Below are 23,098 nucleotides of genomic sequence, written 5' to 3'. Positions count from 1 at the left end.
AGCCATCGCCGGGAAGGTTTCAGCAAGACATTCATTTCGGGCTGCCCTGGGGCACCAGCACCGCGGTGGTGAGCTGCTGGTCGGAGAAATAACGTCGGGCCACCGACTGCACCTGGGCCGCCGTCACGGCGCGCAGGCGTTCCATCAGCCGGTCGCCGGTGTGGATGTCCAGGCCGTTGGCCCAGTAACTGCCGAGCTCCTGCGCCTGGTTGAACACCGAGTCGAGCTTGTAGACCTCGCCCGCCGTCCACTGTGTTTTCACGCGGCGCAACTCGGCCTCGCTGATGCCCTCGCGGGCGATGCGCTCGACCTCGGACTTGAGCGCAGCCGCGGCCATCTCGGGTGTGACACCCCGCGCAGGCACGGCCGTGAGCGAGAAGAGCTGCGGGCCACGGCCCATCAATCCGTAGGACGCGCCCGCGCTGTCGGCAATGCGTTTGCCCCCCGTGCCCTGGCCCTGCACCAGCGCACGGTCGAGTCGGGCGCCACTGTAGCCGTCGAGCACGGCCGAGAGCACCGTCAGGGCCAGCGCGTCCTGGCTCTGGGCACTCTCCTCGGCCGTGCCACGCCAGCTCGGCACCTTGAACGCGAGCGCCACCAGCGATTGTTCGGCCACCGCGCGGAACTCCAGGCGACGCGGTCCCGTCTGCAGCGGCTCCTCGCGCGGCTTGCGCGCGGGCACGGCCCGGGCAGGAATGGCGCCGAAGTGCTTTTCTGCCAGCGCACGCGTCTGTTCCACGTCCACATCGCCGGCGATCACCACGGCAGCATTGGCCGGTGAGTACCAGCGCTGGTGGAAGTCACGCGCGTCGTCGGGCGTCATCGATTCGAGGTCGCTCATCCAGCCGATGATGGGCCGGCGGTAGGGGCTGGCCTGGTAGACCATGGCGTTCATCGCCTCGAACATGCGCGCGCGCGGCGACTCTTCGGTGCGCTGGCGGCGTTCTTCCTTCACCACCGCGAGCTCGCGCCTGAACTCCTCGTCGTTCCAGCGGTTGTTGGCAAACCGGTCGGCCTCGAGCTTCATCACCGCCTCCAGCGCCTGGGCCGGCACCTGCTGGTGGTAGGCCGTGGCGTCGCGGCTGGTGAAAGCGTTGTCGCGCCCGCCGAGCGCTGCGATGCGGCGCGAGAACTCGCCCGGCTGCAGGCTGGGCGTGCCCTTGAACATCATGTGTTCGAGCACGTGGGCCACGCCCGAGATGCCGTCGACCTCGTCGATCGAGCCCACCCGAACCCACAGCATGTGGGCCACCGTGGGCGCGCGCCGGTCGGGTCGCACGATCAGCGTCATGCCGTTGGACAGCGTGAAGCTCTGCGCAACCGGGGTGGCGGGAGCCACGGAAGGGACTGGAGGAGTCTGAGCCATCGACCCGAAGGCCATGAAAGCCAGTGCGAGGGACAGTGCGGCGCGGCGCCCGTCAGGCAGGAACGATGTGCGTTTCATAGAATGCAATGGATTCTAGAGATGGACAAATGTTCTCGTTCTTTCGCAAAAAAGCCCCTGCCGAGCCCACACCGGCTCTTTCCGCTGCCCCGCAGGCCGCGCCTCCTGTCGAACTGGCGCCACCGCCACCCGCTGCCGCACCGGTGCGCCAGGGCTGGATGGACAAGCTCCGGAGCGGTCTGCGCAAGACCGGATCGAGCATCACCACGGTGTTCACCGGTACGCAGATCGACGACGCGCTGTACGAAGAACTGGAAGCCGCGCTGCTGATGGCCGACACCGGCGTGAAGGCCACCGCCCACCTGCTGAGCGATCTCAAGCGGCGGGTCAAGGAGAGCAAGACCACCGACCCGGCCGCCGTCAAGGGATTGCTGGCCGACGCCATCACCGAGTTGCTCAAGCCGCTGCAAAAGCCTCTGGTGATCGGTCAACACAAGCCCACGGTGATCATGGTCGCCGGCGTCAACGGCGCGGGCAAGACCACCTCCATCGGCAAACTCACCCGGCACCTCGCGCAGGGCGGTGCCACCGTGCTGCTGGCCGCTGCCGACACCTTCCGCGCTGCGGCGCGCGAACAGCTCGCGGTGTGGGCCGACCGGAACACGGTGGAGATCATCACCCAGCAGGGCGGTGATCCGGCCGCGGTGAGCTTTGATGCCGTGACCGCCGGACGGGCCCGCGGGCGCGACGTGGTGCTGGTGGACACCGCCGGGCGCCTGCCGACGCAACTGCACCTGATGGAAGAACTGCGCAAGATCAAGCGCGTGGTGCAGAAGGCCGACCCGACCTCGCCACACGAGGTCCTGCTGGTCATCGACGGCAACACCGGCCAGAACGCCTTGCTGCAGGTGAAGGCCTTCGATGAGACCCTGGGCCTCACCGGCCTCATCATCACCAAGCTCGACGGCACGGCCAAAGGCGGGGTGATCTGCGCCATCGCGCGCGAACGGCCGGTGCCAATCTATTTCATCGGTGTGGGCGAAAAGCTGGAAGACCTCGAAACCTTCAACGCGCGGGAATTCGCGCAGGCGCTGCTGTCCTGAGCGCTCAGAGGTCGTTGTCGGAATAGTGGCGCCACTGGCCCATGGCGCTGCGCAGGGTCAGCAGCTGGCGCTCGAACCGCGGGCAGGCCTGGCACATGGCCATGTGCAGGCGCAGCGCCAGGCGATCGGCCAGTGGCAAGGCGCGGTCTTCGCGGGCAACGAGCAGCGCGGAGACCTCCTTGCAGGTGCGGCGCAACGGATAAACGGGCTTCATGGTGGACTCGGTCGGGTGGGTGCTCGGGCAAACCAGTTCAGTTCAAGACATTCCCGCAGCCGCAACCGTGCACGGTGCAGCTGCACATAAAGGTTGGTCGGGGTCAGCGAGAGTTCCTTACAGATGTCCTCGCTCGAGAGCTCCAGCCATTCGCGCATCAGGAACAGGCGTCCCTGCACCGGCGGCAGCTTGTCGGTGCAGGCCTCGAGCACCGCGAAGAACTGCCGGCTGCTCATGTCCTGCTCGGGATTGCCCCACTCGGCGGGTTTCTCGGCGAAGTGTCCGTCGGTCTTGAAGGCCATGTGGTCCAGCGGGTCGCTTCCTTCGTCATCACTGCCGCCGGGCAGACACACCTCGCGGCTGTTGTGCCGCAGGGCATCGATGATCTTGTGCTTGAGGATGCCCACCAGCCAGGTCTTGAGCTGGGAGCGCTGCGCGAAGCCTTGCGGGCGGGAAATCGCGGCCAGCACGGTCTCGGACACCGCGTCCTCGGCCCAGGCGTCGTTGCGCAGTTGCAGGCGCGCGAACTTGAGCAGGTAGCCCCGCAGATCCGCGACTTGTTGCTCGAACGAAGGAGAAGGGGGCTGCGGCATGGGGGGTGAGTGTAATGAAACGGCTGTCAGGCCGACTGAAGGACACCCCGGAGGTTCCCATGTCCCTGTTGCAGCCCCGTTTCAGCGCAGCCTTCGCTGCCCTCCTTGCCACCCTGGCCATCGCCGCCGCCCTGTTCGCGCCGGTCGCCGCGGCCCAAACCAGCGAGATCACCGCCAGCCGCGGGACGAGCCCGCAGCTGCGCGGCAGCACGCTCGACGGCCGGGCCTTCGACCTGATGTCGCTGCGCGGCAAGGTGGTCATGGTGGTGTTCTGGTCGACCGACTGTGCGGTCTGTCGCGACAAGATGCCCGAGCTGCGTGCCAATGCACGGGGTTGGGCAGGCCAGGCCTTCGAGCTGGTCAGCGTGAGCACCGACCGCCAACGCGGCAACGCGCTGAGCTACCAGCAACTGGTCAACCTCACCGTGCCGGCCAGCCAGCGCTTCACCACGCTGTGGACGGGAGAGCCCGGCTACCGCGACAGCTTCGGCCCGACCGCCACCCTGCCCGCCGCCTTCCTGCTCGACAAGAACGGGCAACTGGTGGAGCAGTACCAGGGCCGCATTCCGCCCGAAGCCTGGGACCGCATCGCCGACCTGCTCTGAACCCATTTTTTCAAAGCGGCGTAAGAAAGCGGCCCGGCGCCTGACCAACCCACAACCCGCTGCTGAAGCAGACGCCTGCGCCAGGCAACGCGGCGGGTTGTTCTTCAACCTCTTCCTTTCTTCTTCCAGGAGCTTCCCATGAACCAACGCACCATGATCGCCGCCGCCGCCACCTCGCTGATGTCGCTGGCCCTGCTCTCTTCGCCGGCCTTCGCGCAGAACGCCGCCAAGGAAAAATGCTTCGGCATCGCCAAGGCAGGCCAGAACGATTGCGCCAACATCGCCGGCACGCATTCGTGCGCCGGCCAGTCCAAGGTCGACAACGACAAGGGCGAGTGGAAATACGTGCCCGCCGGCACCTGCAAGCAGATGGGTGGCGTCAGCCAGGAGCAGGCCAAGATGGACATGAAGAAGTCCTGATCGCAGCCTCCCGCTCAAGACCAAGTACATGACCGCCGCCGGGCCACTCCTGCCGACCTGCCAGGTCGCACCTGTGGGCATCGGCTGGCGGCACCCCCATCACGCCGAGCTGCTGCAGCGGCAGCCGGCCCTGGACTTCATCGAGGTCCATTCCGAGAACTTCTTCGCGCCCGGAGGCGCTGCGCGTGCAGTGCTGCGCCAGGGGCGCGAACACTACCCCGTCAGCCTGCACGGCGTGGGCCTGTCGCTGGGATCGGCCACCGGCATCGACGAGGCACACCTCGACCAGCTCGCGGCCCTGGTGGCCGAGATCGAGCCGGTGCGTGTCAGCGACCACGCCAGTTTTGCCCGGGGCGGGCTGTCGTTTCAGCCCGCCAGCGCCGTGCACGCCTCCGACCTGCTGCCGACCCCGTTCACCCGAGCCGCGCTCGACGCCATGCGCGCCAACGTGCAACGCGTGCAGGACCGCCTGCGCCGCCCGATCGCGGTGGAAAACCTCTCGGCCTATGTGCGATGGCGGGGGAACGAACTCGACGAGCCCGGGTTCCTCAACCTGCTGGCCCGACGCACCGGCTGCCAGCTCCTCGTGGACGTGAACAACCTGTTTGTGAACGCGCTCAACGACAGGCTCCAAGGCTCGTTGCAGGATCCGCTGAGCGCTTGCCGCGATTGGCTCGACGCCATTGAACCGCCGGCCGTGGCCGAGCTGCACCTGGCCGGTCACCTGGACTGTGGCGACATCGTGATCGACGACCACGGCAGCCGGGTGGTGCCTGCGGTCTGGTCGCTCTACCGCCACGCGCTTTCGCGGTTTGGCGCCGTGCCCACGCTGATCGAGTGGGACACCGATCTGCCCGGGCTGCAGCTGCTGCTCGATGAAGCCGCCATGGCACGCGACCACGCCGGCCACGCACTGGAGACGGTGGCCGCGTGAGCACCTTGATGCAGCAGCAGCAGAGCCTGCTCGACGCGATGTTCGCCCACCCGGGCAGCCCGTCGGCCGTCAGCGCCCTGCGCCAGCTCGACACGTGGCTCGAACCTCGCGCGTCGCGCGGTCTCATGGCCTACCGGGCCAACGGCCACGCGCTGGCCGAACGCTGCCTGCCGGCCGCCTACCCGGTGGTGGCACAACTGATCGGACAGGACAACATCCAGGCGCTGGCGCGCGACCTCTGGCACAGCCACCCCCCGCACTGCGGCGACCTGGCACAGTGGGGCGATGCCCTGCCCGCCTTTCTGGCCGGCAATGAGCAACTCGCCGACGTGCCCTACCTGGCCGACGTGGCGCAGGTGGAGTGGGCGCTGCACCGAGCCGCCGGTGCCGTCGATGCCGACCCCGATCTGTCCGGGTTCGCGCGCCTGACCAGCGAAGACCCCGAGACCCTCACGCTGCGGCTCGCTCCCGGCACCACCCTCATCACCAGCGCCTGGCCGGTGGTCAGCGTGATCACCGCCCACACGTCGGGCGAGCCCACCCTGGCCGAGGCGGGCCGGCGCCTGCGCGACGGCCTGGGCGAAACCGCCGTGGTCTGGCGGCACGGCTGGCGGCCATGTGTGGCGGTGTGCCCCGCCAACGCGCTCGGCCCGCTGCGGGCGCTGCTGCGAGGCGCGGCACTGACCGAGGCCCTGGGCCAGGCCGCCGCCGGTTTCGATTTCTCCGACTGGCTCACACAAGCCGTGCACCGTGGCCTGGTGACCGGCGTGGCCGACGCAACGCCCCTTTCCCGGCGCCACGAGGACACCCCCTGAGCACCCGCACCCTGCTCCCGAACACCCACGCGCCGAGGTCGATCGACGGCCAGGGGATCCGGCCCCGACTCAACCGCACGCCGGCACCGGGCGTGAGCTTCAACTAAGCTTGGTCATCCCCATCCAGTTGCCACGGAGACCGCGCCTTGCCCCACCGCCCCACCCTCATCCATTTCTCCCGCCGCCAGCTGCTTCTGGCCGCCGGCGCGGCCACCAGCGCTGCCCTGCAACCGGCCTGGGCGCAGTCCGGCTGGTCCGCCATCGAACAGGCCGCCCGGGGCCAGACCGTGTTCTGGAACGCCTGGGCCGGCAGCGAGCAGACCAACGCCTACCTGCAATGGGTGGCGCAGCAGGTGCAGGCCTCACATGGGGTGAAGCTGCAGCATGTGAAGATCACCGACACCGCCGACGTGGTCAAGCGGGTGCGGGCCGAGAAGGCCGCCGGCCGCGGTGCCAACGAAGGCACGGTCGATCTGGTGTGGATCAACGGCGAAAACTTTGCGGCCATGAAGCGCGAGGGCCTGCTGTTCGGCCCCTGGGCCGAATCCCTGCCCCACTTCCGGCTGGTCGACGTGGTCGGCAAGCCCACCACCTTGAACGACTTCTCGGTGCCGACCGAGGGCATGGAGTCGCCCTGGGGCATGGCGCAGTTCACCCTGTTTGCCGACAGCAAGCGCTTGCCACAGCAGCCGCAAAGCATGCAGGCCCTGCTGGCACTGGCCCGCGCCCAGCCCGGGCGCATCACCCACCCGCGCCTGCCCGACTTTCACGGCACCACCTTCATCAAGCAGGCGCTGGTCGAGTTCGCGCCCGATGCCAGGGCGCTCGCGCAGCCCGTCACCGACGCGGCCTTCGCCACCCAGACCGCCGCGCTGTGGCCCTTTCTCGATGCGCTGCGCCCGCACCTGTGGCGCGCTGGCCGGCAGTTTCCGCAGAACGCTGCCGCCGTGCGCCAGATGATGGCCGACGGTGAACTGCTGCTGGCCATCACCTTCAACCCCAACGAAGCCGCCAACGAGATCGCCGCCCGACGCCTGCCCGCCTCGGTGGTGAGCTGGCAGTTCGAGCGGGGCACGATCGGCAACACGCATTTCGTCGCCATTCCGTACAACGCGCGCGCCAGGGCCGGTGCGCAGGTGGTGGCCAACTTCCTGCTTTCGCCCGGCGCGCAGGCGCGCAAGGCCGACCTGGCGCACTGGGGCGACCCGACCGTGCTCGACCTGGCGCGCCTGAGCGCCGCCGATCGCGCGCTGTTCCAGACCGGCAAGCTGCCCGGCCTGGTGACCCGGGTCGCCCCCACCTTGCCGGAACCCCATGCGTCGTGGGTCGATCCGCTGGAGAAGGAGTGGGCGCGTCGCCACGGCGTGTGAGCGCCTTGGCACACACCGCTGCCCGCAACGGCCGGCTGCGACGCGCAGCTGCCGGCGTGCTGCTGGCGCTGGCCGCCGTTCCCCTGCTGTGGACGGCGTGGGAAGCGCTGGGCACCGGCAGCAACAGCGCCGCCTGGCGCTCGCTCGCACAAGACCCGGCGCTGCGCCACGCTGTGCTGCTCACGTTGTGGACTGGCCTGGCGTCCACGCTGCTGGCCTGGTGGGGTGCGGCCGCGCTGCTGGCGCGTGGCTTCGTGCGCCAGCGCCTGGCGCGCCTGCTGAGCGGACTGCCGGTGATGCTGGCCACGCCCCATGCCGCACTGGCCATCGGCTTGTTGTTCCTGCTGGCCCCCAGCGGCTGGCTGCTGCGCGCGCTCTCGCCCTGGCTCACCGGATTCGACAGCCCTCCGCCCTGGCCCACCACGCAAGACCCCTGGGGCCTGGGCCTGATCGCCGCGCTGGTGATCAAGGAGATTCCGTTCCTGCTCTGGACCGCAGCGACCCAGTTGCAGCGCGACGACGTGCGCCAGCGCTGGCGCGCCGAACATGCCCTGGCGCAAACGCTCGGTTATGCGCCACGCCGCGCCTTCTGGCTGGTGCTGTGGCCGCAACTCGCCGGGCGCCTGCGCTGGCCGCTGCTGGCGGTGCTGGCCTACGGCCTGACCGTGGTGGACATGGCGCTGGTGATCGGCCCGGCCTCGCCGCCCACGCTGGCCGTGCTGGCCTGGCAATGGCTGCAGGACGCCGACCCGGCCACCTACGCACAAGGCGCGGCCGCCGGCCTGCTGCTGGCGCTGCTGGTGCTGAGCTGCAGCATGGCCTGGCTGGCCGCGCAGCGCCTGCGGCGCAGGCTGCTGGCGCACGGGCACGGCGTGCGAGGCGAGCCGGCGCGATCGCACGGCAGCGACCTTGGCCTGTGGCTGCTGATGGGTGTTTACGCCGCCGTGCTGCTGGCACTCGCGGTGGGCAGCATCAGCGGCGTGTGGGCTTTTCCGTCGGTGTGGCCGCAAAGCTTCACTGCCGCTGCCTGGGAACAGGTGGCGCAGAGCAGCGGCACGGTGGTCACCACGCTCTGGCTGGCGGTGGGCAGCAGCGCCATCGCGCTGGCCTGGAGCGTGGCCTGGCTGGAGCTGGCGCCGCGCCGCTGGGACGACACCCTGCGTCCGCTGCTCTACCTGCCGCTGGTGCTGCCGGCCGTGCTGTGGGTGGTGGGGCTGTACGGCGTGGGGCTGCAGTTGCGGCTGGAGGGCCGGGCCAGCGGCCTGCTGATCGCCCACACGCTCATGGTGCTGCCTTATGTGTTGCTGGCACTGGGCCCGGCCTACCTCGGGTTCGATGTGCGTTACGCCCAGCTCAATGCAAGCCTGGGCCGCTCGCCCTGGGCGTTCTTGCTGCGCGTGAAGTGGCCGCTGCTCAAACGCTCGCTGGCCTCGGCCGCCGCGGTCGGTTTCGCGGTCAGCGTGGCGCAGTACCTGCCCACCCTGTACCTGGGCGCCGGCCGCTTTTCCAGCGTCACCACCGAAGCCGTCACACTCGCGTCGGGCGGACAGCGTTCGCTCACCAGCGCCTACGCCGGGCTGCAGCTGGCCCTGCCGGTGCTCGCCTTTGCAATGGCGTCCTGGCTGGGCCGCCCCCGCCGTTTTCGACACACCACCGCATGACACTCTGCGTTCACATCCGGCAACTCGCCACCCGCACCCACACGCTGGTGCAAGACCTGCGGATCGAGGTTGCGCCGGGCCGGATCCTCACGCTGATGGGGCCCAGTGGCAGCGGCAAGAGTTCGGTGCTCGCGGCCATCGCCGGCACGCTCGAAGGCGTGACCGAGGGCAGTGAAGCCCTGCGCTTCGAGGGCACGGTGACGCTCGACGGGCGTGAGCTCACGACCTTGCCCACCGCACAACGCGGCGTCGGACTGCTGTTCCAGGACGACCTGCTGTTCGCCCACATGACGGTGGCCGAGAACCTGCTGTTTGCCGTGCCCGCCGGGCCCCGGCGCGAGCGGCTGGCTGCGGTGGAGGACGCATTGCAGGACGCCGGCCTGGCGGGCTTTGGCGAACGCGATCCGGCCACGCTCTCGGGTGGGCAGCGCGCGCGCGTGGCCCTCATGCGCGCGCTGCTGGCGCGCCCCCGCGCGCTGCTGCTCGACGAGCCGTTCTCCAAGCTTGACGCCGCGCTGCGCGACCAGTTCCGGGCCTTCGTGTTCGACCACCTGCGCGACAGCGGCGTGCCCGCCGTGCTGGTGACGCACGACGCGGCCGACGTGGCCGACGCTGCGCTGGTGCTGGAGCTGGGCCGTGCTTGACCGGGCGATCCAGCAGGCGATCCGGCCGCTGCTGGCCCGTGTCGCCGGCACGCTGGTGCGCGCGGGCATGGGTGCGGACATGCTCACCGTCACCGGTTTTGCCATCGGCATGGCCGCGGCCGTGGCGATCGGGCTGCAGCACTTCCTGGCGGGTCTGGTGCTGCTGTTGCTCTCGCGCCTGATGGACGGCCTGGACGGCGCCGTGGCGCGCCTCACCCAACCGACCGACCGGGGCGGTTTTCTCGACATCACGCTGGACTTTCTTTTCTATGCGTCGATCCCGCTGGCCTTTGCCGTGGCCGACCCGGCACACAACGCCCTGCCCGCGGCGGTGCTGCTGGCCAGCTTCATCGGCACGGCCAGCAGCTTCCTGGCGTTTGCCATCGTGGCCGCCCAGCGCGGGATCACATCGACCGCTTTGCCCGACAAGAGTTTCTACTTCCTGGGCGGCCTGACCGAGGCCACCGAGACCATCGCCGCGTTCGTGGCGATGTGCCTGTGGCCGCAGTGGTTCGCGCCCATCGCCTGGGGCTTCGCAGCGCTGTGCGCGATCACCACGGCGCTGCGCATCGGCTGGGGCTGTCAGCGCCTGAAGTGACGCAGCAGGGTTTTCTCGAGCTCCAGCACCAGCAGCACCGCCAGCCCGGCACCCGCACACAGTGCCAGCTGCAACAGGTCCAGCGCCCGCGTGTTGAACAGCGTCTGCATGAAGGGTGCATAGGTGAACAGCGCCTGCAGCACCAGCACCCCCGCCACCGCCAGCAACACGCGGGGCGTGCCCTGGACGCCGCGCCAGGTGAACGAGGGCGCCTTCAGGTAGCGCACGCTGAACAGGTAGAAGATCTCCATCGCCACCAGCGTGTTCACCGCCATCGTGCGCGCCACCTCGATCGGGCTGCCCATGTCCAGTGCCCAGCGGTAGATGCCGAAGATGCCGATCAGGAACAGTGTGGACACCAGGACGATGCGCCACAACACGAAGGAAGAGAGCATGGCCTGCGTGGCGGGCCGGGGCCTGCGCTTCATCACGTCGGGCTCGGTGGGCTCGAAGGCCAGCACCATGGCCAGTGCCACCGAGCTGACCATGTTCACCCAGAGAATCTGCGCCGGCAGGATCGGCAGCGCCAGACCGAACACCACGGCGGCCAACAGCGAGAGCGACTCACCGCCGTTGATGGGCAGCAGGAAAACCACCGTCTTGCGCAGGTTGTCGTACACCGTGCGCCCCTCCTCCACCGCGTGGGCGATGGAGGCGAAGTTGTCGTCGGCCAGCACGATGGCGCCAGCCTGTTTGGCGGCTTCGGTGCCCTTCTTCCCCATCGCCACACCCACATCGGCCTGCTTGAGCGCGGGGGCGTCGTTCACCCCGTCGCCTGTCATGGCAACCACCTCACCGCGCGCCTGCAAGGCCTGCACCAGCCGCAGCTTGTGCTCCGGGCTGGCGCGCGCGAACACGTCCGTGTCCTGCACCGCCTGGCGCAGGGCCTGGTCGTCCATGGCCTCGATTTCCGGGCCGGTGACCGCGCGCAGCGCCTGTCCCATGCCGAGCTGCATCGCGATGGCACTGGCGGTCGTGCCGTGGTCACCGGTGATCATCTTCACGCGGATGCCGGCCGCCCGGCACTGCGCCACCGCCGCGATGGCTTCGTCGCGCGGCGGATCGATGATGCCGACCAGACCGAGCAGGGTCAGGCCCTGGTTGACCGTCTGGTGATTCAGCGCCTGTCCATCACCGAGCCGACCGCGCGCCAGCGCCAGCACCCGTCGACCACTGCGGGCCTGCGCTTCCACGGCCGCGTTCCAGTGCTGCGCATCCAGCGGCGCCTCCTGTCCATTGCGCAGCAGCTGGTGGCTGCACCTCACGAGCACGCTTTCGGGGGCACCCTTGAGCAGCACCTGGTGACACCCGGCCCGGGCATGCGCGGTGGCCATGAAGCGGTGCTCCGATTCGAACGGAATGGCCTGAAGACGCGCGCGCTCGAGGCGCAGCTCCGCCGGATCGATGCCGGCCTTCATGGCGAGGCAGAGCAAGGCGCCCTCCGTCGGATCGCCGGTCAGCTGCCAGGACACCCCGGTGCCGCCCGGGGCCTGGCCACTGCCCGCCTCGGGCCGCTGCTGCAGGCTGGCATCGTTGCAGAGCGCGGCCGCCTCGGCCAAGGCCAGCAGGGCCGGCGAATCGCGAAACAACTCGCCAGCCATCAAGGGCCGACCCTCGTCGCGCAGATGCCCTTCGGGTGCATAGCCCACACCCTCCACATCAATGAACTGGTCGGCCAGCACCACCTGCTGGACCGTCATTTGATTGCGCGTCAGGGTGCCGGTCTTGTCGGAGCAGATCACGGTGACCGAACCCAGCGTTTCCACGGCGGGCAGCCGGCGCACCACCGCATGGCGCGCAGCCATGCGCTGCACACCGATGGCCAGCGTGATGGTCATGATGGCGGGCAAGCCCTCGGGAATGGCCGCCACGGCCAGGCTCACGGCCGTCAGAAACATCTCGACCGCCGGCATCCCGCGCACCAGGGTGCCGAAAGCAAAGAGCAGCGCCGCGGCCCCCATGACCGCCAGCGTGATCCAGCGGGCGAGCTGGGCCATGTTGCGCAACAGCGGCGTGGTGCCCGTCTCCACCGTCTCCAGCAAGCGGCCGATGCGCCCCATCTCGGTTTGTGATCCGGTGGCCACCACCACCGCACGGGCCTGGCCCTGCGTGACCAGCGTGCCGGCGAAGGCCAGGCACAGACGATCGCCCAGCGCGGCGGCAGGGGCCACCGGATCGAGCGACTTGTCCACCGGGACGGACTCGCCGGTCAGCGCCGACTCGTCCACCCGCAGGCCGTGGTGGACCAGCAGGCGCACATCGGCCGGCACGCTGTCCCCCGAGGCGAGCTGCACCACATCGCCCGGCACCAGCCCGGCGGCGTCGATCTCGACGAGGTGGCCATCGCGCAGCACCATGGCGTGGGGCGCGAGCAAGTGCCGGATCGCCTGCAAGGCCTTCTCGGCCTTGCCTTCCTGCAGCACCCCGATGGCGACGTTGAGCAGCACCACGGACATGATCACGCCGGCGTCGAGCCAGTGGCCCACCAGCGCGGTGGTCACCGAGGCCGCCATCAGCACGTAGATCAGCAGGTTGTGGAACTGCAGCGCGACCCGACGCCACAGGCCGGGTGGCGCCTCGGCCACCAGCTGGTTCGGACCGTGCCGGGCCAGGCCTTCGTCGGCCTGAGCGGTGCTCAGGCCCTGTTCGGTGGATCGCAGGGCCTGCAGCGTCTCACGGGCCGTGCGGGCGTGCCACGGCGCAGGCGCTGGCGAGGGGTTGCCGGGGGGGTTTGTGCCGCTCATGCCTTCACGCTAAGGCACTTCGCGGCGACGCGCCATGACACGTGTCAAGGAACAGCCCGGGGCGCGGCCGCCTGCCAGCGCAACCAGTCCGCGGGTTCGTCCACGTCCCACAGGGTGGGCAGTTCCTGCCAGCTCGCACCGCAGCCTCGCAGGCGCTCCCGGGTGCGCTCGAGTACCTGCGCGGTGCTCCACGGCACTTCGGTGAACACCTCGGGCACGGGCCTGCGCAGACCGATCAGCACATAGCCGCCGTCCTCGGCCGGAATCAGCACCGCGTCGTGGTCCTGCAGCGCGTCGGCCGCCTGCTGCAGGTGGGACGGCGTGAGCACCGGGCAGTCGGTGCCGACGATCAGCAAGGGCGTGTGCGGCGCCCGGGCAAAGTGGTGCTGCATGGCGGCCGCCATGCGCTGCCCGATGTCGCCGGCGGGCTGGGACAGTGCCGCCACACCATGGCGCACCGCCAGGGCGCGAAAGAAGCGGTGTGCGGCATCGGGGGCGCACCACAAGCTCAGCTCGCCGGTGCTGGCCGCGCGGGCGGTTGCCAGCGTCTGCAGTGCAAAGCCGCGCTGGGCGCGGGCAGCACCGGCGGCGCCCAGCAGGGGAATCAGCCGCGTCTTGGCCAGCCCCGCCACCGGCGCCTTGGCCAGCACGGCCACGGCGGCCGGCGCGCGCGGCCGGTAACCGTAGCGCAGCGCCAGGGCGTGGGCATCGCGGCCCAGCGCGTGCGCTGCGCGCAGCCGCCACATGAGCAGCACCGTGCGCCAGAAACCGTGCTGGTCCCAGCGCCGGCCCGAGGTGCTCACGCGCTCACTCAGGCAGGCCGGTGCCTCGATGGCCTTGAGCCGGCGGCTCAGGTCGATGTCCTCCATCAGCGGCAAGGCCGCGAAGCCACCCACCGATTCGAACAAGCGCCGCTGCACGAACACCGCCTGGTCGCCGGTGGCGATGCCGCTCAAACGCGAGCGCTGGTTCATGAACCAGGCCACCATGGGCAGCAGCGCGTGATCACCGTCGATGCGCACGTCGAAGCGGCCCCAGCGGTGGCCGCGCTGCAGGGCCTGGTGCATCCGGCGGTCGGCGTCGGCGGGCAGTTGCGTGTCGGCGTGCAGGAACAGCAGCACCTCGGCCCGCGTGGCGGCAGCACCGGCGTTGAGCTGGGCGGCGCGCCCGCGCGGGGCTTGCAGCACGCGGTCGGACAGGGCGCGCGCAATGGCCGGGGTGCCGTCGGTGCTGCCGCCGTCGACCACCAGCAGCTCGGCACCGCGCGCGCGCAGCGGCGCGAGCGCCTGCAGTCTCGCTGCCAGCGTGGCGGCTTCGTTGAGCACCGGCACGATGATGGCCAGGCTCATGCGCGCAACCCGCGTTCGAACCGGTCGAAACCCTCGATCACCTCTTGCACCACCTCGGCTTGCAGGTAGTGGTCGACCCGGTTGCGCACATGGTCCACCAGCGCGGCCTCGCTGCGCTCACCCGACCAGTCTTCACCGTCGGCACCGGCACGGGCCGCTTGCGGTGACAGCGCACGCCACTTGGCGCACCAGGTGACGGACCACAACCACATGGCGCGGCGCAGCGGTCCGTGCCAGGGCCGGGCACCGGCGGCCAGCGGTCCGACGGCAGCCGCCCAGGCCGCGTGGAAACCGAGCACCTCGTCCACCGTGAGCACCGCCTGCGAGTCCAGGTCCCAGGTGGTGGAGGTGTAGAGCGTGGCGTGGGCCAGGTCCAGCCCCGGGTGGGCGTAGCGGCACTTCTCGAGATCGACCAGCACCGCACGACCGTCGGGTTGCACGATGAAGTTGCCCGGGTGGGCGTCGAAGGCAATGAGGCAGCGCGCAGGCCGGGCCGGGCCTTGCAGGCAGGACTGCAGGCGCTGGCGCTCGCGTTCGATGGCGTCCTGCACGGCGGCGGGCAAGCCGGCCGCGCCGAGGTGCCGGGCCTGGGCCTCGATCTCCTGCGCCAGCGCCTGCAGGGGATCGTGCGCATGCAACAGGGGTGCGCGACCCGCCGGCGCGGGCACAGGCAGCGCGTGCAAGGCCGCGAGCGCGGTGGCCAGGGCCGGCAGGTCCTGCGGCAGGCGGGCCGGGCGGCCCGTGATCGCCTGCACCAGCAGCGCGCCACGCGGCAGGTGGGTCGATGGCGGCAGCACACCGAGCAAGGCGGGCGTGTGGCCGGCGGGTGCGGCGCGTTCGAAACAGGCGCGCTGGTAGTCGAGGTTGTCCTGCGCGGCCAGGCCGAGCTGGCTCTGCTTGGGGATGCGCGCGAGCGCACCGGTGCCGGCCAGGCGCACATGGTCGTGCGCCAGACCCTTGTCGGGCAGGCGCTCCAGCGCCTGGCCGGCTGCGGGGTGCCCCTGCGCCTGCAAGGCCAGGCGCAGGTGGTCAATGAGGTCGGTGGAGGGCGACACGCCGGGATACCTTGGTGAAGACTGCGTTGCGAAAGATGGATGATGTAAGAATGCAGCGGCCCCGGTGACCAACGGGCTGCAACCCCACACAGGAATTGTCGTGAGCTTTCGAAAAATCTTTCTGCTGGCCGTGGTGCTGCTGGGCATCACGGCCTTTTTTCTGTTCGATCTGGGCCGCTTCCTGAGCCTGGACTACCTCAAACAGAGCCAGGCCCGCTTCGAGGCACTCTACGCCGCGCAGCCGCTCACCGTGTCGCTGGCGTACTTCGCCCTCTATGTGGTGGCCACGGCGCTGTCGTTTCCGGGCGCCGCCATCATCACGCTGGCCGGTGGCGCCATCTTCGGCCTGTGGTGGGGCACGCTGCTGGTGTCGTTTGCTTCCAGCCTGGGTGCCACGCTGGCGTTTCTGGTCTCGCGCTTCGTGCTGCGCGACAGCATCGAGGCGAAGTTCGGCAACCGCCTGGCCGAGATCAACCGCGGCATCGAGAAGGACGGCGCGTTCTACCTCTTCACGCTGAGGCTGATCCCGGTGGTGCCGTTCTTCGTGATCAACCTGGTGATGGGCCTCACCAAGATGAAGGCGATCACTTTCTACGCGGTGAGCCAGATCGGCATGCTGGCCGGCACGCTGGTGTATGTGAATGCGGGCACGCAGCTGGCGCAGATCGATTCGCTGCAGGGCATCCTGAGCCCGGCGCTGCTGGGCTCCTTTGTGCTGCTCGGCGTGTTTCCCTTGATCGCGAAATGGATCGTGGGCCTGCTGCAAAAGCGCAAGGTGTACGCGCGCTGGGCCAGCGTGAAGCCCAAGCGGTTCGACCGCAACCTGATCGTGATCGGCGCCGGTGCGGGCGGCCTGGTGTCGGCCTACATCGCCGCGGTGGTCAAGGCCAAGGTCACGCTGGTCGAGGCGCACAAGATGGGCGGCGACTGCCTGAACTACGGCTGCGTGCCGAGCAAGGCGCTGATCAAGAGCGCCAAGCTCGCCCACCAGATGCGCCACGGTGAAACCTACGGCTTGCACAGCAGCGCGCCCACGTTCAGTTTCAAGGCGGTGATGCAGCGCATCCAGGACATCGTGCGCGCGATCGAACCGCACGACAGCGTGGAGCGATACACCGGCCTCGGTGTGGAGGTGCTGCAGGGCTACGCGAAGCTGGTGAACCCGTGGACGGTGGAGATCGCCATGAACGACGGAACCACGCAGACCCTCACCACCCGCAGCATCGTGATTGCCGCCGGCGCACGGCCCTTTGTGCCGCCCCTGCCCGGGCTGGAAGACAGCGGCTATGTGACCAGCGACACGCTGTGGGAGAAGTTCGGCCAGCTCGACGAGGTGCCCGGACGCCTGGTGGTGCTGGGCGGAGGGCCGATCGGCTGCGAACTGGCGCAGAGCTTTGCGCGCCTGGGCTCGCAGGTGACCCAGGTGGAGATGGCGCCACGCCTGATGGCGCGTGAAGACGCGGAGGTGAGCGAACTGGCGCGCCAGGCGCTCACGAAGGACGGTGTGGATGTGCGCACCGGCCACAAGGCATTGCGCGTGGAAAACACGAACGGTGTGAAGACACTCGTGGTGGAGCACGCCGGCGCCGAACAGCGCATCGAGTTCGACGAACTGCTGTGCGCCGTGGGCCGCAGCGCGCGCCTCACCGGCTACGGGCTGGAGGAACTGGGCATTCCGACGAACAAGACGGTGGAGACCAACGAATACCTGCAGACGCTCTACCCCAACATCTTTGCTGCCGGCGATGTCGCCGGGCCCTACCAGTTCACCCACGTGGCGGCCCACCAGGCCTGGTACGCCGCGGTCAACGCGCTGTTCGGCGACTTCAGGAAGTTCAAGGCCGACTACTCGGTCATCCCCTGGGCCACCTTCATCGATCCCGAGGTGGCGCGCGTGGGCCTGAACGAACAGGAAGCAAAAGAAAAAGGCATCGCGGTGGAGGTGACGCGCTACGGCATCGACGACCTCGACCGCGCCATTGCCGACAGCGAGGCGCACGGCTTCGTGAAGGTGCTCACCGTGCCGGGCAAGGACACCATCCTGGGCGTGACCATCGTCGGCACCCATGCGGCCGACCTGCTGGCCGAGTACGTGCTCGCGATGAAACACGGCCTGGGCCTGAACAAGATCCTGGGCACCATCCACACCTACCCCACGCTGGCCGAGGCCAACAAGTTCGCCGCCGGCGAATGGAAGCGCGCGCACGCACCGCAGCAGCTGCTGGCCTGGGTGGGCCGGTTTCATGACTGGAGGCGCGGTTGATGGCACCCGCGCGAACGCTGGCTGCGCTGCTGCTGGCCACCAGCCTGGGTGCCTCGGCCCGAACACCCCTGCCTGCGCTGGTGCAGGCCGATGGCGCGCTGAACCCCGCCTGGCGGTTCGTCGGTTTCCCCAAGGCCAAGGCCGACCTGCCCCCGACGCGCTTCGAGGCCGGTCTTGCGGACGGCGTGGCTGCGGTGCAGGTGGTCACGGCATCGAGCTACGGCACGCTGGTGCACGACTGGAGCGGCGCCGCGCCGGCCCGGCTGCAGTGGCGCTGGCGACTGGACACAGCGCTCTCAGGCGGAAAGGCCCCGCCCGACATCCTCACGAAAGCGGGTGACGATGCCGCGCTGAAGGTCTGCGTGATGTTCGACCATGCGCTGGACCGTGTGCCCTTTGTCGAGCGCACCGTGCTGCGCATCGCACGCAGTGTCAGCGGCGAGGCGCTGCCGCCGGCCACCGTCTGCTATGTGTGGGACAGCACGCACCCGTCGCTCACACAGGGCCCGAACCCCTACACGAAACGGGTCCGGTTCATCAGCCTGCAAGGCCAGGGCGCGCCTCTGGGAAGCTGGGTCAACGAGTCGCGCGATGTGGCGCAAGACTTCACCACGCTGTTCGCCGACGAGCTGCCTGCGGGCGCCGGGGCACCCCGCATCACCCGCGTGCTGCTGGGCGCCGACAGCGACAACACCGCCACCAGCAGCCGCGGCTGGGTGGCCGACCTCCGGTGGACAGACGGCGCGCCTTGAGGCGTCACGCACCATCGGAGCCAGGCACCGCGGCTTCATCGAGCGCGACCGGATCAGACCGCGGCGCTCCTCAGCAGCCGAGCAGCTCGGCCAGGTGCAACAGGTCGCGCGCATGCAGGGTGTTGGCCGCATCGGCCGACACGTCCTTGGGGTGGCGCTCACCGAACTCCAGGGGTCGCTCGATGTAGGCGGTGCGCAGGCCGCATGCGCGCGCCGCGGCCAGATCGTCCTGGTGGGCGGCCACCAGCATCACCTCCGACGGCGCCACGTCGAACACCCGCGCCACGCCGAGGTAGGTCGCCGGGTCGGGCTTGTAGGCGCGAAACACCTCGGCCGACAGCACACAGTCCCACGGCAGGCCGGCGCGCTTGGCCATGTTGGTGAGCAGGCCAAGGTTGCCGTTGGACAGGCTGCACAGGGTGTGGCGGGTCTTCAGGCGCGTGAGTCCGGCCACCGCGTCGGGCCACGGGTCGAGCCGGTGCCAGACCTTGTTGAGGTGCTGTTTCTGCGCTTCGGTGAGTGAGGTCAAACCGAACGTCGGCAACAGGTCGTCCAGGATCAGGCGGTGCAGGTCGTCGATCAGCGTCCAGCCCAGCTCGCCCGAGCGCACCCGCTGCATGGCCGGCTGGTACCCGGCGCGCCAGGCGAGTGCAAAGGCATCGGCGTCCACCTGCGGGAAAAGCGCGGCGACTTCGCGCTGGATGCTGCCGTGCCAGTCGACCACGGTGCCGAAGATGTCGAAGGCGAGGATGGGGGCGTGCGTCATGGGCAGTGGGTGAGATGGCTTTTTCGCAAATGCACGAGAACGTCGTGAATCCGCAAAAAGCGGGATTCAGCGTGGTTTGAAAGCCGTGACCTCGATCTCGATCTTCATGCGCGGATCGAGCAGGCCAGCGGTGATCATCATGGCGGCCGGGCGAGCCGCGCCCAGGTGTTTGCGCAGCACCGGCCAGCAGGCCTCGAAGTCGGCGCCGTCGGGCAGCACGTAGTTCACGCGCACCACGTCGTCCAGGCTGGCACCGGCCTGCCTGAGCGCGGCGGCGATGTTCTGCAGGCACTGCTCGGCCTGCTCCACCACGCTGTCGGAAATGGTCATGGTGGTGTAGTCGAAGCCGGTGGTGCCGGAGACGAACACCCAGTCGCCCGCGACCACGGCGCGCGAGTAGCCGATCTGCCGCTCGAACGGCGAGCCGGAGCTGATGCGCCTGCGCTCCATGGCTCAGCCCGCTTCGGGGCGCACGCCAACGCCGCGGTGCGTCGGGCTGGTGAGGCGGGGCCGGCTGGCGGCGGCGGGAGAAGGTGTGTTCATGGAAGTCTGCGTAAACAATGAAAACGGTTGCGCTCGCTCAGAACAGCCCCTTGAGCAGGCTCGACAAGCGGGCGTGCTCGGTGCCCCGGTCGAACAGCGGCGCGCGAAGCCCACATTGTGCTTGCAGGGTGGCGAGCCGGCCAGCTGGCGCGGCCAGGTCTGCGCGGCACTCGCGCAGCGCCTGTGCCAGGGCAGGCGCATTGCCGGCGGGAAAGTAGCCGCCATAGTCGGCGCCCAGCATGCCCACATTGCCCGCGATGCGCGATGCCAGCACCGGCGTGCCGCTGAGCACCGCCTCGACCAGCACGTGGGCGCCGCCTTCCATGCGGCTGGTGTGCACCAGCACGTGCGCACGCTGGATGCGCGACCGCGCAACCGCATGCGGCAGGCTGCCGAGCCAGCGGTAGTGCGGGCAGGCCAGCGCGGTGGCGCGCGCGGCCTCCCCCAGCGCGGGGTCGAGCGCGGCGCCGATGTGGTCGATCAGGATGCCTTCGTGCGGGCCGATCAGGCGTGCGGCCTCGAACAGGGTCTGCGGCCACTTTTCATCGCGCAGGTGGCCCACCATCACGGCGCGCAGGTGGTCGGTGGTCCTGGCCAGCGTCCGGCGCCGCGTGCCCGACTGGAAGATCACCTCGCAGCTGGCACGCAGTTCCGGCGGCAGCGACAACGGACCTTGCTCCTGCAGCACGATGAGCCGGTGAGCGAGCACCAGCGAGCGCTGCGCACTCGCGTCGGACGCGATGTCGCGGTAGAGGTCGGTGCCGGTGAGTGCCAGCACCAGCGGTCGCTGTGGATGGGCCTCTGCAAAGGCGGCCACCGAGGGCGCCGAGCGGCGTGCGTGCAGGGCCAGCAGGCCGTCGGCCTCGTCCCCGGGTGACCAGGCCCGCGCCAGCCTCACCCGATAATCGCCCGAGAGCATGCGGGCCCAGCGGCGGGCCGTCTGCCAGTTGCCGTTGTTGGCGTCGGCCAGGGCCGGCGTGACGATACAAAGCGAAGGTTTTTTCATGGACATGGGCGAGGGCTCGATTGTGGGCGACACACCGGCGGGCAGGCTGGCACCGGCCGACATGGCCCGCCAGGCCGGGCGGGCAAGCCTGGCCGCCGCGCTGGTGGACGCACGCGAGCGCAGCCTGCGGCTGTTCGCGGCGTACGAGGCCGCGCTCGGTCCCGATCTGCGCGTGCCCTGCTGGCCCGAGCTCAATCCGCCGCTGTGGGAACTGGGCCATGTGGGCTGGTTCGCCGACTGGTGGATCGCGCGCAACCCGCAGCTGAGTCGCGGCGTGCAGGCCGACCCGCTGGCACCGCGGCGCCTGGCGCGCCAGGCCAGGCGGGGTGTCGACGCCGATGCGCTGTACGACTCCAGCACCGTGGCCCACGACCACCGATGGCAGCTGCACCTGCCCGGCGCACAGGACACGCGTGCCGACCTCTCGGCGAGCCTGGACGACACGCTGGAGTGCCTGCACACGGCGACCGAAGACGACAGGGGCCTGTACTTCTTTCGGCTCGCGCTGTTCCATGAAGACATGCACGCCGAAGCCGCCGTGACCATGGCACAGACGCTGGGCATCGACGTCGGCCACCGGCCCCCGGTCACGTTCACGGCGCCGGCCGAAACCCGGGTGTCGGCCACGCGCTGGCTGCAGGGCTGGAGCGGCCCCGGCTTTGCCTTCGACAACGAACGGGATGCCCACGAGGTGGCGGTGGAGGCGTTCGAGATCGACACCGGCGCAGTGACCTGGGCGCGCTACCTGCCGATGGTGGACGCCGGTCTGGCCGCCGTGCCGCGCCACCTGCGGCGCTCGGACGATGGCTGGCAGACCCGGGCCAACGGGTGCTGGCAGGCGCTGGACAGCCGGGCTGCGGCCTGCCACCTGAGTGCCACCGAAGCGCAGGCCTGGTGCCGCTGGGCCGGTCGGCGCCTGCCCACCGAGGCCGAGTGGGAGGTGGCGGCGCACGCCGTGCCGGGCTTTGTGTGGGGCGAGGTGTGGGAATGGACCGCCAGCGCGTTCGCGCCCTTCCCCGGCTTTGTGCCCCACCCCTACCGCGACTATTCACAACCCTGGTTCGATGGCCGCCCGGTGCTCAAGGGCGCCAGCAGCGCCACCCACGCGCGCCTGCGCCACCCGCGGTACCGCAACTACTTCAGCGCAGAACGCAACGACCTGTTCGCCGGCTTTCGCAGCGTTCGGGCGTGAGGCTCAAGAGCCGGTGGGTGTTGCCGGCCAGGCGCGATCAGGCCGGTGCCCAGAACACACTGAACCAGCCTTGCGCATCGGTCCAGTGGTGGCCCCGGGCAAAGCCGGCCTGCGTGAGCAGCGCCTCGAAGGCCTCGGGCTGCCACTTGTACGAACTCTCGGTGTGCACCCGAGCGCCCGGTTCGAACACGCGCTCGCCGCCGGCCCAGGTCACGGCCTGGCGGGTGGTTGCCTGCAGGTGCATCTCGATGCGCGAGGCCTGCTCGTTGAACAGCCCCACGTGTTGCCAGGCGGCCGGCGCGAAGTCGGCACCGAGCACGCGGTTCACGTTGAGCAACAGGTTGCGGTTGAACGCCGCGGTGACACCCAGCGCATCGTCGTACGCAGGCTCCAGCACGGCCCGCGGCTTGAGGCGGTCCACACCGATCAGCAGACCACCGCCCGCGCCACCCGAACGGCACACCGCGTGCGCCTGCTGCAGCAGGGCCAGTGCCTCGCCAGGGTTGAAATTGCCGATGCTGGAGCCGGGGTAGAACACCACGCGTGGCGCCTGCGCCGCCGGCCCGTCGGCCAGCCAGTCGGCCACCTCGGCGCCCAGCGCGAATCGGGCCGAGAAGTCCATGCCCAGGCCCATCATCGCCAGCGCGGGGTGCTGCTTCTGCAGTTGCTGCAAGGTGTCGCGCAGGTACTCCACCGAAATGTCGATCGCCACATAGGCCGAGGGCCGCAGCACCGGGAACAGGCGCGCGGCCTTCACGCAACTGCCCGCGCCAAGGTCGAGCAGGATCGCCCCGTGGGGCACCACACGCGCCATCCCGGCGCCGTGCTGCCTGAAGATCGATGCTTCGGTGCGGGTGGGGTAGTACTCGGGCAGTTCGGTGATGGCGTCGAACAGGCGCGAGCCCAGCGCGTCGTACAGGAACTTCGGCGCGATGCGGGCGGGTATCTGCAGCAGGCCCGCCACCAGCTCGGCGCGCAGCGCGGCTCTGTCCTCGTGGTGGAGCTGGATGAAAGGCGGGGGTGGGGGTGGGGCTTGAATGGGCATGAACGCTTTCGGGAAGGTGCTTTATATCGGAGGCGTCCTTCC

General features: G+C 69.7%; 22 protein-coding genes. 12 read left to right on the top strand and 10 right to left on the bottom strand.

The features are described from left to right. Positions 1–31: 31 nt before the first annotated feature. A complete protein-coding gene (locus QUV35_RS06660) occupies positions 32–1,366 on the bottom strand; it encodes a pitrilysin family protein (protein ID WP_300871938.1) in 1,335 nt (444 codons plus the stop codon). Positions 1,367–1,473: 107 nt separating this feature from the next. Here QUV35_RS06660 and ftsY point away from each other — a divergent pair, with 107 nt between their 5' ends. After that, on the top strand, positions 1,474–2,487 hold the full coding sequence (gene ftsY, locus QUV35_RS06655; protein ID WP_300871789.1) for a signal recognition particle-docking protein FtsY: 1,014 nt from the start codon (positions 1,474–1,476) through the stop codon (positions 2,485–2,487). Between the two features lie 4 nt (positions 2,488–2,491). Here ftsY and QUV35_RS06650 read toward each other — a convergent pair whose 3' ends face one another. Next, entirely contained in the window at positions 2,492–2,701 is a 210-nt protein-coding gene (locus QUV35_RS06650) for a zf-HC2 domain-containing protein (protein WP_300871788.1), read from the bottom strand. Continuing rightward, a complete protein-coding gene (locus QUV35_RS06645; protein ID WP_300871787.1) occupies positions 2,698–3,294 on the bottom strand; it encodes a sigma-70 family RNA polymerase sigma factor in 597 nt (198 codons plus the stop codon). Before QUV35_RS06645 ends, QUV35_RS06650 begins: the two co-directional genes overlap by 4 nt. Before the next feature lie 59 nt (positions 3,295–3,353). Between QUV35_RS06645 and QUV35_RS06640 the strand changes: the two genes are divergently transcribed. From QUV35_RS06640 to QUV35_RS06605, 8 genes are all read left to right on the top strand, one after another. Continuing rightward, positions 3,354–3,899 carry a TlpA disulfide reductase family protein gene (locus QUV35_RS06640; RefSeq protein ID WP_300871786.1) on the top strand — a complete coding sequence of 182 codons (546 nt, stop codon included), beginning with the start codon at positions 3,354–3,356 and terminating at the stop codon, positions 3,897–3,899. Between the two features lie 138 nt (positions 3,900–4,037). Beyond that, on the top strand, positions 4,038–4,319 hold the full coding sequence (locus QUV35_RS06635) for a DUF2282 domain-containing protein (protein ID WP_300871784.1): 282 nt from the start codon (positions 4,038–4,040) through the stop codon (positions 4,317–4,319). 28 nt (positions 4,320–4,347) lie between these two features. Further along, a complete protein-coding gene (locus tag QUV35_RS06630; RefSeq protein ID WP_300871782.1) occupies positions 4,348–5,253 on the top strand; it encodes a DUF692 domain-containing protein in 906 nt (301 codons plus the stop codon). Beyond that, the gene (locus QUV35_RS06625) at positions 5,250–6,068 is read left to right on the top strand and encodes a DNA-binding domain-containing protein (RefSeq protein WP_300871780.1); all 819 of its coding nucleotides are present in this window, start codon (positions 5,250–5,252) and stop codon (positions 6,066–6,068) included. The genes QUV35_RS06630 and QUV35_RS06625 overlap by 4 nt, the downstream gene beginning before the upstream one ends. Before the next feature lie 146 nt (positions 6,069–6,214). Further along, complete coding sequence (locus QUV35_RS06620; protein WP_300871778.1) at positions 6,215–7,438, top strand: ABC transporter substrate-binding protein; 1,224 nt, start codon at positions 6,215–6,217, stop codon at positions 7,436–7,438. A 5-nt stretch (positions 7,439–7,443) separates the two neighbouring features. Then, positions 7,444–9,099 carry an ABC transporter permease gene (locus QUV35_RS06615; protein ID WP_300871776.1) on the top strand — a complete coding sequence of 552 codons (1,656 nt, stop codon included), beginning with the start codon at positions 7,444–7,446 and terminating at the stop codon, positions 9,097–9,099. Beyond that, entirely contained in the window at positions 9,096–9,743 is a 648-nt protein-coding gene (locus tag QUV35_RS06610) for an ATP-binding cassette domain-containing protein (RefSeq protein ID WP_300871774.1), read from the top strand. The genes QUV35_RS06615 and QUV35_RS06610 overlap by 4 nt, the downstream gene beginning before the upstream one ends. After that, positions 9,736–10,341: a CDP-alcohol phosphatidyltransferase family protein gene (locus QUV35_RS06605; RefSeq protein WP_300871772.1), complete on the top strand. Its 606-nt coding sequence runs from the start codon at positions 9,736–9,738 to the stop codon at positions 10,339–10,341. The genes QUV35_RS06610 and QUV35_RS06605 overlap by 8 nt, the downstream gene beginning before the upstream one ends. On the opposite strand, the gene QUV35_RS06600 is transcribed toward QUV35_RS06605, so the two are convergent. Genes QUV35_RS06600 through QUV35_RS06590 form a run of 3 tightly spaced genes read right to left on the bottom strand, consistent with a single transcriptional unit; the run spans position 10,326 to position 15,489 of the window. Then, a complete protein-coding gene (locus QUV35_RS06600) occupies positions 10,326–13,085 on the bottom strand; it encodes a cation-transporting P-type ATPase (protein ID WP_300871770.1) in 2,760 nt (919 codons plus the stop codon). The two genes, QUV35_RS06605 and QUV35_RS06600, sit on opposite strands and share 16 nt — an antisense overlap. Before the next feature lie 44 nt (positions 13,086–13,129). Then, positions 13,130–14,434 (bottom strand): TIGR04283 family arsenosugar biosynthesis glycosyltransferase, encoded by a 1,305-nt coding sequence (locus QUV35_RS06595; RefSeq protein ID WP_300871768.1) that lies wholly within the window; start codon positions 14,432–14,434, stop codon positions 13,130–13,132. Beyond that, positions 14,431–15,489 carry a phosphotransferase gene (locus tag QUV35_RS06590; RefSeq protein WP_300871766.1) on the bottom strand — a complete coding sequence of 353 codons (1,059 nt, stop codon included), beginning with the start codon at positions 15,487–15,489 and terminating at the stop codon, positions 14,431–14,433. The genes QUV35_RS06595 and QUV35_RS06590 overlap by 4 nt, the downstream gene beginning before the upstream one ends. Positions 15,490–15,589: 100 nt before the next feature. Here QUV35_RS06590 and QUV35_RS06585 point away from each other — a divergent pair, with 100 nt between their 5' ends. Both QUV35_RS06585 and QUV35_RS06580 read left to right on the top strand, forming a co-directional pair. Then, positions 15,590–17,752, top strand: a complete 2,163-nt coding sequence (locus QUV35_RS06585; protein ID WP_300871765.1) for an FAD-dependent oxidoreductase — start codon at positions 15,590–15,592, stop codon at positions 17,750–17,752. Then, on the top strand, positions 17,752–18,504 hold the full coding sequence (locus tag QUV35_RS06580; RefSeq protein WP_300871764.1) for a DUF3047 domain-containing protein: 753 nt from the start codon (positions 17,752–17,754) through the stop codon (positions 18,502–18,504). The genes QUV35_RS06585 and QUV35_RS06580 overlap by 1 nt, the downstream gene beginning before the upstream one ends. Positions 18,505–18,574: 70 nt before the next feature. Here the strand turns inward: QUV35_RS06580 and QUV35_RS06575 are convergent, their stop codons facing one another. The 3 genes from QUV35_RS06575 to senB form a co-directional block, all read right to left on the bottom strand. Next, positions 18,575–19,270 carry a haloacid dehalogenase type II gene (locus QUV35_RS06575; RefSeq protein WP_300871763.1) on the bottom strand — a complete coding sequence of 232 codons (696 nt, stop codon included), beginning with the start codon at positions 19,268–19,270 and terminating at the stop codon, positions 18,575–18,577. Between the two features lie 66 nt (positions 19,271–19,336). After that, positions 19,337–19,720 (bottom strand): RidA family protein, encoded by a 384-nt coding sequence (locus QUV35_RS06570; protein ID WP_300871762.1) that lies wholly within the window; start codon positions 19,718–19,720, stop codon positions 19,337–19,339. Positions 19,721–19,850: 130 nt separating this feature from the next. Continuing rightward, positions 19,851–20,825, bottom strand: a complete 975-nt coding sequence (gene senB / locus QUV35_RS06565; protein WP_300871761.1) for a selenoneine biosynthesis selenosugar synthase SenB — start codon at positions 20,823–20,825, stop codon at positions 19,851–19,853. On the opposite strand from senB, the gene senA reads away from it, so the two are divergent. Continuing rightward, a complete protein-coding gene (gene senA, locus QUV35_RS06560; protein WP_366945402.1) occupies positions 20,818–22,011 on the top strand; it encodes a selenoneine synthase SenA in 1,194 nt (397 codons plus the stop codon). The genes senB and senA overlap by 8 nt on opposite strands. Before the next feature lie 37 nt (positions 22,012–22,048). Here senA and egtD read toward each other — a convergent pair whose 3' ends face one another. Beyond that, positions 22,049–23,056 (bottom strand): L-histidine N(alpha)-methyltransferase, encoded by a 1,008-nt coding sequence (gene egtD, locus QUV35_RS06555; protein ID WP_300871760.1) that lies wholly within the window; start codon positions 23,054–23,056, stop codon positions 22,049–22,051. Positions 23,057–23,098: the final 42 nt, after the last annotated feature.

It is taken from the genome of Hydrogenophaga sp., assembly GCF_030373225.1.
Classification (GTDB): Bacteria; Pseudomonadota; Gammaproteobacteria; order Burkholderiales; family Burkholderiaceae_C; genus Hydrogenophaga.
This window is presented reverse-complemented; position numbering and strand designations above follow the sequence as displayed.